This is a genomic window from Aeromonas genomosp. paramedia (genome assembly GCF_023093515.1).
Taxonomy (GTDB): domain Bacteria; phylum Pseudomonadota; class Gammaproteobacteria; order Enterobacterales; family Aeromonadaceae; genus Aeromonas.
Genome location: NZ_JAAROG010000019.1, coordinates 27,477 through 42,129 on the forward strand (window position 1 = coordinate 27,477; position 14,653 = coordinate 42,129).

The 14,653-nt window shown below is 62.6% G+C and carries 19 protein-coding genes; 12 read left to right on the forward strand and 7 right to left on the reverse strand.

Features of this window, described 5'->3' with window-relative positions; all coding sequences use genetic code 11:
- Positions 1-4 precede the first annotated feature (4 nt).
- The 3 genes from HB860_RS14895 to HB860_RS14905 all read left to right on the forward strand — a co-directional run bounded on the left by HB860_RS14895 (position 5) and on the right by HB860_RS14905 (position 1,761).
- Positions 5-346, forward strand: a complete 342-nt coding sequence (locus HB860_RS14895; protein WP_139434948.1) for a DUF2956 domain-containing protein — start codon at positions 5-7, stop codon at positions 344-346.
- Positions 347-462: 116 nt separating this feature from the next.
- The gene (locus tag HB860_RS14900; RefSeq protein ID WP_043132774.1) at positions 463-798 is read left to right on the forward strand and encodes a hypothetical protein; all 336 of its coding nucleotides are present in this window, start codon (positions 463-465) and stop codon (positions 796-798) included.
- Positions 799-897: 99 nt separating this feature from the next.
- The gene (locus HB860_RS14905; protein WP_247627159.1) at positions 898-1,761 is read left to right on the forward strand and encodes a hypothetical protein; all 864 of its coding nucleotides are present in this window, start codon (positions 898-900) and stop codon (positions 1,759-1,761) included.
- Positions 1,762-1,970: 209 nt separating this feature from the next.
- Here HB860_RS14905 and HB860_RS14910 read toward each other — a convergent pair whose 3' ends face one another.
- Together HB860_RS14910 and fkpA are read right to left on the reverse strand one after the other, a co-directional pair.
- Positions 1,971-3,374 carry a sigma-54-dependent transcriptional regulator gene (locus tag HB860_RS14910; protein WP_247627160.1) on the reverse strand — a complete coding sequence of 468 codons (1,404 nt, stop codon included), beginning with the start codon at positions 3,372-3,374 and terminating at the stop codon, positions 1,971-1,973.
- A gap of 149 nt (positions 3,375-3,523) precedes the next feature.
- Positions 3,524-4,330: an FKBP-type peptidyl-prolyl cis-trans isomerase gene (gene fkpA, locus HB860_RS14915; protein WP_247627161.1), complete on the reverse strand. Its 807-nt coding sequence runs from the start codon at positions 4,328-4,330 to the stop codon at positions 3,524-3,526.
- A gap of 119 nt (positions 4,331-4,449) precedes the next feature.
- Between fkpA and HB860_RS14920 the strand changes: the two genes are divergently transcribed.
- Together HB860_RS14920 and HB860_RS14925 are read left to right on the forward strand one after the other, a co-directional pair.
- Positions 4,450-5,418, forward strand: a complete 969-nt coding sequence (locus tag HB860_RS14920) for a WD40 repeat domain-containing protein (protein WP_139434957.1) — start codon at positions 4,450-4,452, stop codon at positions 5,416-5,418.
- A 14-nt stretch (positions 5,419-5,432) separates the two neighbouring features.
- Positions 5,433-5,648, forward strand: a complete 216-nt coding sequence (locus tag HB860_RS14925) for a SlyX family protein (protein WP_005330500.1) — start codon at positions 5,433-5,435, stop codon at positions 5,646-5,648.
- Positions 5,649-5,707: 59 nt separating this feature from the next.
- Here HB860_RS14925 and HB860_RS14930 read toward each other — a convergent pair whose 3' ends face one another.
- A complete protein-coding gene (locus HB860_RS14930) occupies positions 5,708-6,340 on the reverse strand; it encodes an FKBP-type peptidyl-prolyl cis-trans isomerase (RefSeq protein ID WP_005330502.1) in 633 nt (210 codons plus the stop codon).
- Between the two features lie 223 nt (positions 6,341-6,563).
- Positions 6,564-6,770: a YheV family putative zinc ribbon protein gene (locus HB860_RS14935; RefSeq protein ID WP_033130616.1), complete on the reverse strand. Its 207-nt coding sequence runs from the start codon at positions 6,768-6,770 to the stop codon at positions 6,564-6,566.
- Positions 6,771-6,809: 39 nt separating this feature from the next.
- Here HB860_RS14935 and HB860_RS14940 point away from each other — a divergent pair, with 39 nt between their 5' ends.
- From HB860_RS14940 to HB860_RS14950, 3 genes are all read left to right on the forward strand, one after another.
- On the forward strand, positions 6,810-7,499 hold the full coding sequence (locus HB860_RS14940; protein ID WP_247627162.1) for a hypothetical protein: 690 nt from the start codon (positions 6,810-6,812) through the stop codon (positions 7,497-7,499).
- Between the two features lie 152 nt (positions 7,500-7,651).
- Positions 7,652-8,551: a chemotaxis protein CheV gene (locus HB860_RS14945; RefSeq protein ID WP_247627163.1), complete on the forward strand. Its 900-nt coding sequence runs from the start codon at positions 7,652-7,654 to the stop codon at positions 8,549-8,551.
- Positions 8,552-8,610: 59 nt separating this feature from the next.
- Positions 8,611-9,594, forward strand: a complete 984-nt coding sequence (locus HB860_RS14950; protein WP_247627164.1) for a hydrolase — start codon at positions 8,611-8,613, stop codon at positions 9,592-9,594.
- Here the strand turns inward: HB860_RS14950 and HB860_RS14955 are convergent.
- Positions 9,576-10,727, reverse strand: coding sequence for a GGDEF domain-containing protein (locus HB860_RS14955; RefSeq protein ID WP_247627165.1), 1,152 nt, complete (start codon positions 10,725-10,727; stop codon positions 9,576-9,578). The two genes, HB860_RS14950 and HB860_RS14955, sit on opposite strands and share 19 nt — an antisense overlap.
- A gap of 89 nt (positions 10,728-10,816) precedes the next feature.
- Here HB860_RS14955 and HB860_RS14960 point away from each other — a divergent pair, with 89 nt between their 5' ends.
- The 3 genes from HB860_RS14960 (at position 10,817) to HB860_RS14970 (ending at position 12,757) form a co-directional block, all read left to right on the forward strand.
- Positions 10,817-11,062: a YheU family protein gene (locus HB860_RS14960; protein ID WP_139434965.1), complete on the forward strand. Its 246-nt coding sequence runs from the start codon at positions 10,817-10,819 to the stop codon at positions 11,060-11,062.
- A 276-nt stretch (positions 11,063-11,338) separates the two neighbouring features.
- Positions 11,339-12,208 (forward strand): phosphoribulokinase, encoded by an 870-nt coding sequence (locus HB860_RS14965; RefSeq protein WP_005330514.1) that lies wholly within the window; start codon positions 11,339-11,341, stop codon positions 12,206-12,208.
- Between the two features lie 15 nt (positions 12,209-12,223).
- A complete protein-coding gene (locus HB860_RS14970; RefSeq protein WP_247627166.1) occupies positions 12,224-12,757 on the forward strand; it encodes a DUF4136 domain-containing protein in 534 nt (177 codons plus the stop codon).
- Between the two features lie 67 nt (positions 12,758-12,824).
- Here HB860_RS14970 and HB860_RS14975 read toward each other — a convergent pair whose 3' ends face one another.
- Together HB860_RS14975 and HB860_RS14980 are read right to left on the reverse strand one after the other, a co-directional pair.
- The gene (locus HB860_RS14975) at positions 12,825-13,124 is read right to left on the reverse strand and encodes a hypothetical protein (protein ID WP_025328080.1); all 300 of its coding nucleotides are present in this window, start codon (positions 13,122-13,124) and stop codon (positions 12,825-12,827) included.
- 48 nt (positions 13,125-13,172) lie between these two features.
- Positions 13,173-13,577: an OsmC family protein gene (locus tag HB860_RS14980; RefSeq protein WP_171272501.1), complete on the reverse strand. Its 405-nt coding sequence runs from the start codon at positions 13,575-13,577 to the stop codon at positions 13,173-13,175.
- Positions 13,578-13,950: 373 nt separating this feature from the next.
- On the opposite strand from HB860_RS14980, the gene crp reads away from it, so the two are divergent.
- Complete coding sequence (crp, locus tag HB860_RS14985; protein ID WP_025328082.1) at positions 13,951-14,589, forward strand: cAMP-activated global transcriptional regulator CRP; 639 nt, start codon at positions 13,951-13,953, stop codon at positions 14,587-14,589.
- Positions 14,590-14,653 lie beyond the last annotated feature (64 nt).

A 14,653-nucleotide genomic window follows, 5' to 3' on the forward strand; every position in this document is an offset into this window, starting at 1 on the left:
GTGAATGGCAAAGTACGACAAGATTTCCCCCGAGACCCAGCAGGAGGCGATGAAAATCGCCCGCGCCAACCAGAAGCCGGGGCAGACCAAGGAGCAGACCCAGCTGATCGCCCAGGGGGTTCAGAAGGGCATAGACGAATACAAGAAACAGATGAAGGCACGGGCCCGGGAGGCGAGCCGCCAGAAGAAGCAGCAAGCCAGGGCGAAACAGCCACAGCAGGGCGAGCAGGAGGAAGAGGTCCAGGAGATAGAGCTTGTCGAGATCAGCCGCCAGCACCCGTTGCCATGGGTATTGCTGGTGCTGAGCTGGCTGGCCTTTGGCTGTGCCTGGATCTGGCTGCGCTGACCCTTGCCTGGCAAACCTTTGCCCTGGGATCGGCCTCACAGCCCGGGGCCGGGGCGCTGGTCATCCCTCGCCCCGGCTGCTTACACTCTTACCCCCGTTGTCTGGAGACCCCCATCATGAACCCGGCCCCCCTCTATCTGCTGGCCCCCCTTGTCCTCTTTATCGTGACCCTGGTGCTCTATCGCATCTCTCCCCTGCGAGCGGTCGCCGCCGGCAACGCCCGCTGGTTTATCCTACCCGCCTTCACCCTCTTCATCCTGCTCATCGTCATCAATGGGGCGGCAGACCCTAGCCTGCGCAGCCCCGGCTTTCACTGGCTGATGCCGGGGCTCGGCTTCGCGCTCTGCCTGTTCCCGGCGCTGCCCAAGGCGCTGGTGCCGCGCCTGGCCATCAAGGAGGGGGCCTTCGCGGCCCTCGGCCTGATGTTGATGAGCCTGGCCATGGTCTACTGACCGGCTGGCCGTTGGCATTGACTCAAGAGGCTCTCCCTTTCTTGTACAAACAATGGCCTTCAGGCATCTTGGTGGGCGGATAACCGGCAAGGAGGCCAGATGAACAATCCGCCCGATTTCATGGCGCAGTGGGATTACCAGGATCCCGCCGCCACTGCCCTGCGTTTTCGACGCCTGCTCGAAGAGGCGCAGGACGATCTGCAATACGAGCTGGAGCTGCTGACCCAGCTGGCCCGCACCCACTCCCTGCAGCGCCAGTTTGTACAGGCGCACCAGTTGCTCGACGAGATAGAGCCCCGCCTCACCGACAGCACCCCGCGAGCACGGCTGCGCGCCTTGCTGGAGCGCGGCCGCACCTTCAACTCCGCCGGCGACAAGGCCAGCGCCAGGACACTGTTCGAGCAGGGGTGGCAACTCGGGCTCAAGCTGGGGGAGACAGGACTCGCCATAGATGCGGCCCACATGGTGGCCATCGCCGCCCCGCTGGAGGAGCAGAGCCGCTGGCATCAACTGGCCATGGACCTGGCCGAACGCAGTGCCGACGATAAGGTGCGCGGCTGGCTGCCCAGCCTCTACAACAATCAGGGTTGGACCCTGTTCGAGCTGGGACGCCTCGATGAAGCCAGAGCCTGCCAGCAGAAGTGCCTGGCCTGGCACCAGCAGCACAACAACCAGGGCAAGGCCTTTATCGCCCGCTGGAGCCTGGCACGGCTGAGCCGGGCCCAGGGATTGCACGAACAGGCGATGGCCGAGCTGAGCCAGCTGAAAGCCGACATGGCCGAGGCCAGCGCGCCGGAAGATGGCTATGTGTTCGAGGAGCTGGGGGAGAACGGCCTGATGCTGGACGATCCGGCCGCCCCCGAATACTTCGCCCGCGCCTGGTTCCTGCTCTCGCGGGATGGCTGGCTGCAGGCCAACGAGGCGGAGCGGCTGGCCAGGCTCAAGCGCCTCGCCAAGCTCTGACGGCGGATCACAAAAGGAGCGGGCGGCCCGCGCCGCCCGTCACTCAGGCCAGGCCCCCTCTTCCCGACTCTGCCTCTTGCGACAGATAAGGGAAGCCCTGAGCCCAGCCGTGCGTACTTAAGCCTTACGCCAGGCTCGCCTCTTCCCAGCCCTGCCTCTTGCGACAGATAAGGAAAGACCTGAGCCCAGCCGTGCTTCAGCCTTAAGCCTTAGGCCAGGCTCGCCTCTTCCCACCCCTGCTTCTTGCGATAAATGGTCGAGGGACTGATCTCCAGCAGCGCCGCCGCCTTGGGGATATTGCCGTCACAGCTGGCGATGGCCTGCTCTATGGCCTCCTTCTCCACCAGCCAGAGCGGGCGTACCGGCAGCGGGGTCGACACGGGCTCGGCCAGGATCTCGGGGGTTGCGGCAGGGGCAGGCATGGGGAGCGCACGGCCGCCGTTGAGCGGCGGTGGCAATATATCCTTGCTCACCAGCTCGCGATCGTTGAGCACCACTATGTTGCGCACCACGTTCTGCAGCTCGCGCACGTTGCCGGGCCAGGGGTAATCGAGCAGCACCCGCACGGCGTCGGCATCGAAATCCCGGAAGCGCTTGTGCTCCTCCTTGGCATATCGCAGCAGGAGGTCGCGGGCCAGCAGCAGTATGTCTTCGCCGCGCTCGCGCAGGGGGGGCAGGGAGAGCGGGATCACGTGCAGCCGGTAGTAGAGATCCTCGCGAAAACGCCCCGCCTTCACCTCCACCAGGGGATCCCGGTTGGTGGCGCAGACGAAGCGCACGTCCACCGTCTCCACCTTGCCGCTGCCAACCCGCTGCAGGGTGCCGGTCTGGATGAAGCGCAGCAGCTTGCTCTGCAGGTCGAGATCCATCTCGCAGATCTCGTCGAGGAAGAGGGTGCCGCCGTCCGCCAGGCTGGCCGCCCCCTTGCGATCCCCCTGGGCGCCGGTAAAGGCTCCCTTCACATGGCCGAAGATCTCGCTCTCCATCAGATCGTGGGGAATGGCGGCGCAGTTGAGTGCGATAAAGGGCTGATCCCGGCGCGGGCTGCACTGATGGATGGCTTCGGCACAGACCTCCTTGCCGGTGCCGCTCTCCCCCGTGATGAAGACGGTCGCCTTGCTCGGCGCCGCGCTCTCTATGATGCGATAGACAGCCTGCATCGCCATGGAGGCGCCGATGAAGCCCGCAAAGGAGCTGCGCTCGAAGTTCTCCCGATACTGGGCCACCAGCGAGCTGAGCTGTTGATGCTTGTAGGCGTTGCGGGCGGTGGCGCACAGCCGCTTGCCGTCGAACGGCTTGGTCAGGAAATCGAAGGCACCGCAGCGCATCGCTTCCACCGCCACGTCCACCGAGCCGTGGGCGGTGATCACCACCACCGAGCAGGGCAGTTGCTGCTCGGTGATCTGCTGCAGTATGGCCATGCCGGACATGTCGGGCAGTTCGAGGTCGAGCAGCACAACGGGAGGCGGGCTGGCCAGCAACTGCGCCAGTGCCTGCTGGCCGCAATCGGCCAGCAGCACCTCATAGCCATCCTGAACCAGGTACTGCTCATAGACGACGGCCAGACTGCGGGTATCTTCCACCAGCAGGACACGGGGTTTGCTTTCAGCCACGAGATCCATCCTTGCGATTGATTTTGTTGTCTATTCTGGGGGCTAGCCGCCACACACTCAAGACGGCCCCCCCAGCTTTCTCTCGCCCATACTGGCGCGACACAAGTAAAAACGGCTCCCAGGGGAGCCGTTTTCATCGCATTGACTGCTTATTTCTTCGTATCGGCGCCATCGGCAGCCGGCTTTTCGATGGCCAGCAGCTCGACGTCAAATACCAGCACGGCGTTGGCCGGGATGGAGCCTGCACCGTGCTCGCCATAGGCCAGCTTGGACGGCAGGAAGAACTTGAACTTGGAACCGACCGGCATCAGCTGCACGCCTTCGGTCCAGCCCGGGATCACCTGGTTGAGCGGGAAGGTGGCCGGCTCGCCGCGATCGACGGAGCTGTCGAACTTGGTGCCATCGGTCAGGGTGCCGGTGTAGTGTACCTTGACGATGTCGGTGGCCTTGGGCTTGGCGCCGTCACCCAGCTTCTCAACCTGATACTGCAAGCCGGATTCGGTGCTCTTCACGCCCTCTTTCTTGGCGTTGGCGGCCAGGTACTCTTCACCCTTCTTCAGGTTTTCCACCGCGTCCTTGTCAGCCTTGGCCTTGGTCAGCTCGTTGATCTTGGCGTCGTATTCCTGCAGGACCTTCTGGATCTCCTCGTCAGTCATGCTGGCTTCCTTGCCCAGACCGTCGGTCACCCCCTTGAGGATGACGCTGTTGTCCAGCTTGATGCCGAGTTCCTGCTGACGTTCCAGGGTATTGGCGATATAACGACCCATGGAGAGGCCGATCGCATAGCCGGATTGCTCTTCAAAGCTCTTGGCTGCTGCCTTGGGGGCCTCTGCCGGCTTGCTGGCTTCTGCCTTGACCTCTGCGGTATTGGCAGCAGGCTTCTCATCTTTTTGGCAAGCAGTCAGACCCACGGCAACGGCCGCAGCCAACAGGGACACCTTCAGAAAATTGTTCATCAGTTTCTCCAAAACTCTAAATACCGCTCTCGGTTCCTTCGTGAAATGAGAGGTTTATCGTGATAAGCGCCTTATACTAACGCCGTGATCGCAGGTAACGAAAGCATGAGACAGGAAAAATGATCAAAAGTGCCATTTATCTCATCGGTATCTGCCTGATGCTGACAGGGTGCGAACAGAGCTCACTTCCCGGCCAGCAGATCCGCCTCGCCAACCAGGGCTTGCTGAGTGCGGATCTCGCCAGCTCCGGCAAGCAGGCCATCGTATCCAGCCTGGGCCAGGGCACAGTGGTCTGGGATCTGGAACAGGGCAAGGAGCGCTGGCGCTGGCGTCAGAGCGAGGACCAGGAAGAGTTCGTCACCCTCACCCGCTTCTCCCCGGGCGACAGCCACGCCATCACGGCCACCCAGCGCACCTTTGCCATCTGGCGCCTGCAAGATGGTCGCTCCCAAGGCTACTATTCGCTTCCTGAATCCAGCCTGAGGGATGCGGCACTCTCGGCCGATGGCCGTCTGGTGCTGATCGGCCGCGAAGATGGCAAGGCGGAGCTGGTGGACACCCAGACCGGGCGCAGGCTGCAGTTCCTCGGCCATACCGAGCAGGTCAACACAGTGGATCTCTCCGCCAATGGCCGCTACGCCCTCACCGGCGGCAACGACTACAGCGCCTATCTGTGGGATACCCGCAGCGGCCAGGTGGTGTGGCGTTTCAACCACGCTGGCCGGGTGGTGATGGCGAGACTGGATCCGGCGGGACGCTTCGCCTTCACCGCCGACAGCCGTCAGGCCAGCATCTGGGATCTCAAGACTGGCAAAGAGGTGAGCCGACTGCAGTTCGATCACCGCTTCGAGGTCTACACCAGCGCGCGGTTCGTCAAGGATGGCGACTGGCTCGTCACCGGCGCCCCCTCACGCCAGCTCTCCCTGTGGCGGGTGAGCGATGGCAGCCTGCTGCAAAGCTGGCGCGTCTCTCCTCATCCCAAGGTGAAACCACCGAGCGCTGTGGTCTATGGCGTGGCTTTGCGCGACAATGGCCACCTCGTCAGCGCCAGCTCCAGTGGCCTGGCCGAAATCTGGACTATCAAGTAAGGACCAAAAGGCCCATGAGTCAGCAAGTTAACGATCGTCTCGAGACCCTGGAAAGCCGTCTCGCCTATGCCGAATACACGGTGGAGCAGCTCAACGAAGAGGTGACCACCCAGGGCCGTGAACTCGACCGGCTCAAGCATCAGATCCAGCTGCTGGTGGACAAGCTGCAGAGCGTGCAGCCGAGCCAGATCGCCAGCATGGCCGAAGAGACGCCGCCCCCGCACTACTGAGTGCACCGCCATAAAAAAACCCGCACGCAGCGGGTTTTTTCATCTTGCCAGTCGGCAGATCAGTGGTGATGGCCCTTGCCACCGCAACCACCGCCGCCACAGCAACCGCCGTGACCCTGCTCGTCGCCGTGGTCATGACCGTGATCGTGGCCGTGACCGCCGCAGCAACCGCCGTGGTCATGGTCGTGATCGTGACCGTGGTCATGGCCATGATCGTGACCGCAGCCACCGGCACCGTGCACGTGGCCGTGAGCCAGCTCTTCGGCGGTGGCGGCACGCACGTCCTTGATCTCGACCTTGAAGCCCAGGGTCACACCGGCCAGGGGATGGTTGCCATCCACCTTGATGAACTCTTCGGAGACTTCGATGACGGTCACCGGACGGTGGCCATCGTCGGTCTCGGCCACAAAAGTATCCCCTTCAGACACTTCCATGCCATCGAACAGCTCGCCGGGCACTTCTTGCACCAGGTTCTCGTCATACTCGCCATAGGCCTGGCTCGGCGTCAGGGTGACGTCGAACGCCTCGCCCACGCTGCGGCCTTCCAGCTCGGCTTCGAGGCCGGAGACCAGATAACGGGTACCGTGCAGATACACCAGAGGCTCTTTACCGACAGTGGTGTCGATGACTTCACCGTGTTCGTCGGTGACCGTGTATTCCAGCGTAACCACGCTCAGGGGAGCTACTTTCATGTCAGGGATCCTGCGGATAGAAAAAAACGGGCCCAGAATACCTTAAAAAGGTGGCCAAGCATATGATCTGCCCCGCTCCGCCATGCTGAAAAAGTCAGCAGTCCAGAACGAGCCTTGCCCCACCCCGGGTATTATCAAGAGGCCCCTCACTGGAGACGAAACACCTTTATCAGCGGTTCGGCCTCGCGGATGACCCCGTCCACCCCGGCCAGCCGGCGGTCGGTCATTCGGGACGAAAGACCCCTATGACCTGTTCGGCCTCCCGGGTCGCCTTGTCCACCTCGGCCTGGGTCTGCACCTGGGTATCCCCGCAGTCGACACAGGTCACCTTCTCGACTCCATGCTCCATATACAGCATCATGGTGTCCATCTTGCCGCACGCCGGGCAAACCGCACCGGCAATGAAGCGCTTTTTACGTCTGGTTTCCATTTTTGTTACCTCCAGGCAGCATCATATCAGGGTTTTTACATGCATCACGCCATCGAATATCAGCATTTTTCCACTCCTTGCCTGCAGGTCGGCCCCCGCAAACGCTCCCCTCTGGGTCAGTTGCTGCGCGTCACCCGGGGCGCGGCGCTGCTGAGACTCGGCTCCCATGAGCTGTTGCTGACGGCGGGCAGCCACTTCTGGCTGTGCGCCGATGCCCTCGCCGCCTTCACTCCCCTGGCGGGTTGTCAGCATGATCTGCTGACCTGCTCGGTGCGGGTGACGCAACCGGCCCAGGCTGGCTGGTTGCAACCCACCCCGCTGATGGACGCCCTGCTGGACAGCCTGGCCAGCTGGTCCAGGCCCCGTGACTGGCAAGAGGCCTATGGCCACCGGCTGCGGGTCATCGGGGACGAGTTGCAGGCCTGTGCCATCCTGGCGCAGGCGGATCAGCCGCTGCAAGCCGCCTGGCGCGCCCTGGCCAGCCAGTCGGAAGGCAGCGTCGCGGCCTGGCAGGCTTGCCTCGCCCAGCGGGGCATCGAGGATCCCGCCCTGGCGGCCGATGCGCTCGGTGCCCAGTGGCAGTTGCTGCAAGGAGTACGCCTGCTCAGAAGTGGCAGCAAGCCGGCCCAGGTCGTGGCAAAGCTCGGCTACCGGGATGAACAGGCTTTGGCGCAGGCGTGCCAGCACTGGCTCGGGCTGACGCCGGAGGCGGTGGCCTCCGCCCAGTGAACCGGACGAGAAAATAAATGAGGGTGACAGGGTCCAGTTTTGCGGCTCGCGGTCGCTAATAACCGTTAATAACAACGGCATCATCCTGGTCACTATCCTCTATGCTGAACACCAGATTGACCGTCACCGATTAGATCAACAGGACATCCGCCATGACGAGCAAGGCCAACCAATCCCAGGGCATGTTGCTGTTTCACCTCTCAGCCAGGCAATCCTTCGCCATCGGCACCCTCAAGGTGAAGGAGATAGTCCCCTACACCCAGCTCACCGCCCTGCCCCATTCGCACCCGACCGTGCTCGGGGCGGCCAGCATGCGGGGCACCACCATCCCGGTGATCGACATGGCGATGGCGGTGGGCTATCGCCCCATCAGCCGGGAGGAGATGCCCAGCTGCTTCATCATCATCACGGATTGCCGCCGCACCCTGGTGGGCTTCCTGGTGCGGGGCATCGACAAGATCACCGAGTGCAACTGGCGCGACATAGAGCCGCCGCCCCCTTCCCTCGGGCAGAACGTCTTCGTCACCGGGGTGACCAAGGTGGGGGATCAGCTGATCCAGCTGCTGGACGTGGAGCTGATCCTGTCCCGGGTCTATCCGGACGATCCCAGCCACCTCTACCCCGTGCTGACCGATGTGCAGCGCGAGCGGCTCAAGCCGATGCGGATCCTGCTGGTGGACGACTCCTCCGTCGCCCGCCGCCAGCTGATGGCGGCCCTCGATTACATCAACATTCCCTACGAGGTGTGCACCAACGGGCGCGATGCCCTCAGCCTGATGCAGACCAGGGTCGCCCAGGGCAGCCGGATCGACATCCTGGTGAGCGACATAGAGATGCCGGGGCTGGACGGTTACGAGCTGGCCTTCGAGGTGCAGAGCGATCCCAGGCTGGCGGAGGCCTACATCATTCTGCACACCTCCCTCTCCAGCGAGATCAGCGTGGAGCGGGCCCATCAGGTCGGCGCCCACGAGGCACTGACCAAGTTTGAAGCCAACGAGCTGATCCAGGCCATGCTGCGCGGCGCCGAACACCACGACCGCCTGCCCGCCTGATACCGCGGCGGGCCCTGGGCTCGCCGCCCGTTTCCTCTTCTGCTGCCCCGAGTCGTTGCATGCTGACAGAAAGCCACTTCCACGCCCCCTGGTGGGCCCGCAATGCCCATCTGCAAACCATCTTGCCGAAATGGCTGCGCCGCGCGCCGGCCCGCTTCATCCCTGAACGGTTCGAACTCGCGGATGGGGATTTCGTCGATCTCGCCTGGAGCGGGGCCATCAGCCCGGATGAGCGGCCGCTGCTGGTGCTGTTTCACGGTCTGGAGGGCAGCATCCACTCCCACTATGCCAAGGGACTGTTTGCCCATCTGCAGCGGCAGGGAAACGACGCCGTGCTGATGCATTTTCGGGGGTGCAGCGGCGAGCCGAACCGGCTGCTGCGGGCCTATCACTCCGGCGCCATCGAGGATGCAGAGGCGCTGATCGCCGAGCTGGGTCGCCGTTTCCCCGGCAAGCCGCTGATCGCCATCGGCTACTCCCTGGGGGGCAACATGCTGGTCAATCTGCTGGCGCGGGCCTGTCCGGATGAACTGACCGCCGCCGTGGTGATCTCGGCGCCGCTGCAACTGGCGAGCTGCGCCGACAGGGTCAATCAGGGATTCTCACGGGTGTATCAGAGCTACCTGCTGCGCACCATGAGAGCCAATCTGCAGAGCAAGATCCGCCATCAGGCCGCGGCCCAGTCCCGCTGGCAACCGGAGCAGGTGAACCGCATCGCCACCCTGCGCGACTTCGACGAGCAGGTCACGGCCCCGCTCCATGGCTTCGACAGCGCCGATCACTACTATCAGACCTGCTCCGGCCTTGATCTCCTGGCGCGCATCACCATCCCGACCCTGATCATCCACGCCGCCGACGATCCCTTCATGACCGGGGCCGTGATCCCCAGACCGGAGCAGCTCTCCCCCATGGTGCGCTACGAGCTGAGCCGGCGCGGTGGCCACGTGGGCTTCCTGCACGGTACCCCCTGGCGACCCCGCTTCTGGCTGGAGGAGCGGATCAGCCAGTGGCTGCGGGAACAGACTCAGGACGCCAGGCGGTAGCCGTTGCGTCCTGCCCCCTTGGCTTCATAGAGGGCGCCGTCCACCCGTTCGAGCAGCATGACCAGGCTCTCCCCCGGACGCCACTGGGCTATCCCCTGGCTCAGGGTGAGATGAGGAGCCACATCGGAGCCCTCGTGGGGCAGCGCGCGGGCCGCCAGGGTGGCGCGAATGCGCTCCGCCACCTCCTGGCCACCGGCCAGCGTCGTCTCCTGCAGCAACACCACAAACTCCTCCCCGCCGTAACGGGCCACCAGATCGCCGGGTTCCCACACGCTCTCCTCCAGACACTCCGCCACCAGGATCAGGCACTCATCCCCCGCCTGATGGCCGTAGTGGTCGTTGTATCGCTTGAAAAAATCCACATCCAGCAGGATCACGGTGAGCGGTGTCTCCAGCGTCGTTCCCTGGGCAATGGCTTGTTTGCAGACCTGATCGAAGTGGCGGCGGTTGGCGAGCCCGGTCAGGGGATCCCGATGGGCCATGGCGTCCATCTTGCGTGCCAGCATCAGGTTGTCATATTCGCGCGACACCGCCAGCTCGAACCAGCCGTTGAGCATCCGCCGCCCCGTCTCCAGGACGATCAGCAGACACATGGCCGCCAGCCAGTGAACGGTGCCGGACGGTAATATCACCCAGCGTTCCTCGAACAGCAGGAAGAGCAGAGGCGGGGCACTCAGGCAATAGAAGACGCGCCACTCGCTGTAGAAGGCGATCAGGGCCGTCAGCAGCAACAGGCTGACGATGTTGAATGCCAGGCTGAAGCCCCCTCTGAGTTCTATGGTGGCGATGGCATAGGCCGTCATCGCCCAGGCCAGTCCCCACAACATGGCGCAACCCCAGAGCCAGGGCTGCCATCTCGGCGTTCCCTGACGAGAGAACCAGCGCCAGCCCAAAGGCGGCAGCACGCTCGCCACCAGCACCAGGGCTAGCTGGCACTCATACCGCCAGGGCAGCCCCTCGATCGCCACCAGGCGGGCATCCTGATAGATATAGAAACGCGCAAGCAGAAAGAGGATCGCCAGCTGGTTGATGGCCCAGAACCAGCGCAGCCCGGCGCTCAGGGCACGGCGACGCGCATCGTAAAGGTGATGGTCAAACTCACTGCTTGGGCGACGCTGTTCAGCTGATGCCATGAGAACCCTCGCTCAGGTCCAGATAAACTCCTTGCGCTTGCCGGTCAGACACCGACAATATCCGCATCGCTTTGACTGAAGATGAAATCATGATTATCCCCTGGCAAGAACTGGATCCAGACACCCTCAACAACCTGCTCGAACATTTCGTCCTGCAAGAAGGCACCGAATACGGCGAACAGGATGTCAGCCTGGCCGACAAGGTTGAAGAGGTCAGACAACAATTACTACAAGGTAGTGCCGTGCTCGTCTACAGCGAGTTGCACGAGAGTGTCAACGTCGTACCCAAGACGCATTTGAGCAATGCGCCGAGGGATGACTCTCCGGCAGAGTGACACAAGAGAAGGAACACGAGCTGAACAGTGCCCGGTCCGGGCCTTGCCGAGCACGGCGGTGCGGCGTTCAGTTCAGGGGGGAAGATGGGCGGCTCGCCCGATGAGACTGGCGCTTCGAACAGGCTTGTTTTGCCTCCCTCGCCGACTGTCGTGGCGCCGATGGAGGCCAGCAGCCGGGGGCATGGGGGCTCATGATGCCGCCCGCGCAGCAAGGCTGCACTTGACCGCACTTTGAACCTGCCTTTATAACGGAACTCCCAAGGAAGAGAGAATTCTATGTCGGCCAAGCATCCCATCATTGCGGTTACCGGTTCCTCCGGTGCCGGCACCTCCACCTCCACCAACGCCTTCCGCTCCATGTTCCACCAGCTCGGATACAAGGCGGCCGTGGTCGAGGGGGACAGTTTTCACCGCTATACGCGGCCCGAGATGGATGTGGCGATCCGCAAGGCGCGCGAGCAGGGACGCCACATCAGCTACTTCGGCCCCGAGGCCAACGACTTCGGCCTGCTGGAATCCTTTTTCCAGGAGTACGGCCAGAGTGGCAGCGGCCAGTACAGGCGCTACCTGCACAGCTTCGACGAGGCGGTCCCCTTCAACCAGATGCCGGGCACCTTCACCCCCTGGCAGGCGTTGCCGGGGGAAACGGACCTGCTGTTCTACGAAGGGCTGCACGGCGGTGTGGTGACCGGCGAACACAACGTGGCCCGTCACGTGGACTTTCTCATCGGCGTGGTGCCCATCGTCAACCTGGAGTGGATCCAGAAGCTCATTCGCGACACCTCGGAGCGTGGCCACTCCCGCGAGGCGGTGACCGACTCCATCGTCCGATCCATGGATGACTACATCAACTTCATCACACCGCAGTTCTCCCGCACCCACATCAACTTCCAGCGGGTGCCGACGGTGGACACCTCCAACCCCTTCAGCGCCAAGGTGATACCCAGCCTGGACGAGAGTATGCTGGTGATCCGGTTTCGGGGCATCAAGCAGGTGGACTTCCCCTACCTGCTGTCGATGATAGACGGGGCCTTCATGTCCAGAATGAACACCATAGTGGTACCGGGGGGCAAGATGGGTTTCGCGATGGAGCTGATCCTGCGTCCCCTGATCCAGCAACTGTTAGAAACCGGCAAGATCACCTGAGCCAAGGAGCTTATGATGCGCGGTGCACTTCTCTCATTCACGCTGGCAGCCCTGCTGGGCGGTTGCAGCACTGGCCCCGCCGCCCCCACGGTCGAGACGGGCACCATGGTGGTCCGTCCGGCAGACAACTGGGCCTACGGGGCGACGCCACGCTATGCGCTGGCGGAGCAGTTCCAGTACGCGGGCAACAGCGCCGCCCCCTGGCTGGAGCCGGTGCAGCAGGCCGTCACCCAGGCGCTCGACGGCAAGGGCTGGCGCAGCGTGCCCCTCGATGAGGCCGACGTCTGGGTCGCCATCGGGGTGGCGGACAGCCAGGACATGAGCGATGGGGAGATATTCTCCCGCATCGGCATGACCCCAGGGCTGAATGCCGCCGCCGATGCCCGCAAGGGCACCCTGGCCATACTGCTGATCGACAGGCGCACCCAGCAAAGCGTCTGGAGCAGCGCCATCCAGCTCGCCAGCGACGTGCCCATCGCCGAGGACGAGCGCAGCCAGCTGAGCCAGCAGCTCGCCGCTCAACTCCTCGGCTCCCTGCCCGCCCAATGAGCCCCATAACACAACGGCCTGCTTCAAGCAGGCCGTTGTGGATACACGCCGTTGCACGGCATGAGAATTACTTCAGTTCGCAGGTCAGCAGGGTCACGCCGTTCTTGACCAGGGTGGCCTGTTTTTCCTGATGGGAGAAGGTGGTCACCCCATCGGAATAGCTGGCGGTCTCTTTGGGTGACTCGATGCGACCCAGCTTGTGATAGACCCCGGCATAAGGGAACTGCACCATGTCGGCCTGGGCATCATAGGTGATGGCCAACAACTCTTCCCCGCACTGATACTGGCTGTACTGATACTGGGTCGGCTGCGGCATGCTGCAGGCAGCCAGCCCGAACAGGGGAAGCAACATCATTATCTTTTTCATCGCACTTTCCTTATGTCATGGCGTTATCGACGGGACAAACTACAACAATCAAGCTTCAACGATTTGATAACTATGGGTAATTTCTACCGCTTTTTCCAACATCAGGGAGACGGAACAATACTTCTCCATCGACAAGTCGACCGCGCGGGCAACCTGTTTCTCGGCCAGCCCCTTGCCGGTCACGACGAACTTGAGATGGATCTTCTCGAACACCCGGGGCACTGAGTCGGCACGCTCCCCTTCCAGCTCCACATGACAGGCGGTCACGGACTGGCGCGCCTTCTCCAGAATGGAGACCACGTCGATGGAGCTGCACCCACCGACGGCCAGCAGGATCATCTCCATCGGGCTGGCACCTTCGCCCGGGTTGGCGCCGTCCAGCGTCACCTGATGACCGGACTCGCTCTCGCCCACAAACTTCATGCCTTCCACCCAGCTGACCTTGGCTTTCATCTCACATTTCCTCTCAATGACGACGGTTCTGACGCCCATAGCATACCTCAAGCAGGGGTCGAGTGGCACATGCCCCGTCACGTTGCGCCACCCCCGGTTTCATGACCGCCTCGCCCCGGCGCCGGGACTTGTTCCGAAACCGTGGCAGACCCTGAAGGAAATAGATCGAAATCAACATATCTTCCCCCCTTCTTGCCTAGAATGGCCCGGATGGCGCAGCAGATCGATGCACACAGATGGACACCAAAGTCCCAAAGCCTTGTCAGCACAGACAAAGGCTCTTATTCTACTGCGACCAAAGACTAAGGAATGGCAAGCTTGGCAACTTGCCTGGACGCACAGTCCATAAAAATGACACTACAGAGGAAGTCTCATGATCATTGGCAAACCGCAAAGCGATCCCACCCTGGAGTGGTTCTTGTCGCATTGCCACATTCATAAGTATCCCGCCAAGAGCACCCTTATTCACGCCGGTGAAAAAGCGGAAACCCTCTACTACATCGTCAAGGGTACAGTCGCCGTCCTGATCAAGGATGACGAGGGCAAGGAGATGATCCTCTCCTACCTGAATCAGGGGGATTTCCTGGGCGAGATGGGGATGTTCGAAGAGAACGAGAATCCGGAGCGTTCCGCCTGGGTACGTGCCAAAGGCGCCTGTGAAGTCGCCGAGATCTCCTACAAGAAGTTCCGCCAGCTGATCCAGGTCAACCCGGACATCTTGCTGCGCCTCTCCGGCCAGATGGCCAAGCGCCTGCAGCACACCAGCCAGAAGGTCGGCAACCTCGCCTTCCTGGACGTGACCGGCCGGATTGCCCAGACCCTGCTGAACCTGGCCAAGCAGCCGGACGCCATGACCCATCCGGATGGCATGCAGATCAAGATCACCCGCCAGGAGATAGGCCAGATCGTCGGCTGCTCCCGCGAAACCGTCGGCCGCATCCTCAAGATGCTGGAAGAGCAGGAGCTCATCTCGGCCCACGGCAAGACCATAGTGGTGTTTGGCACCCGCTGACCGGGTTCCCCGACGGCTCAGCACAGGGCCGTTGGATAAAAAAGGCTGCCACGGCAGCCTTTTC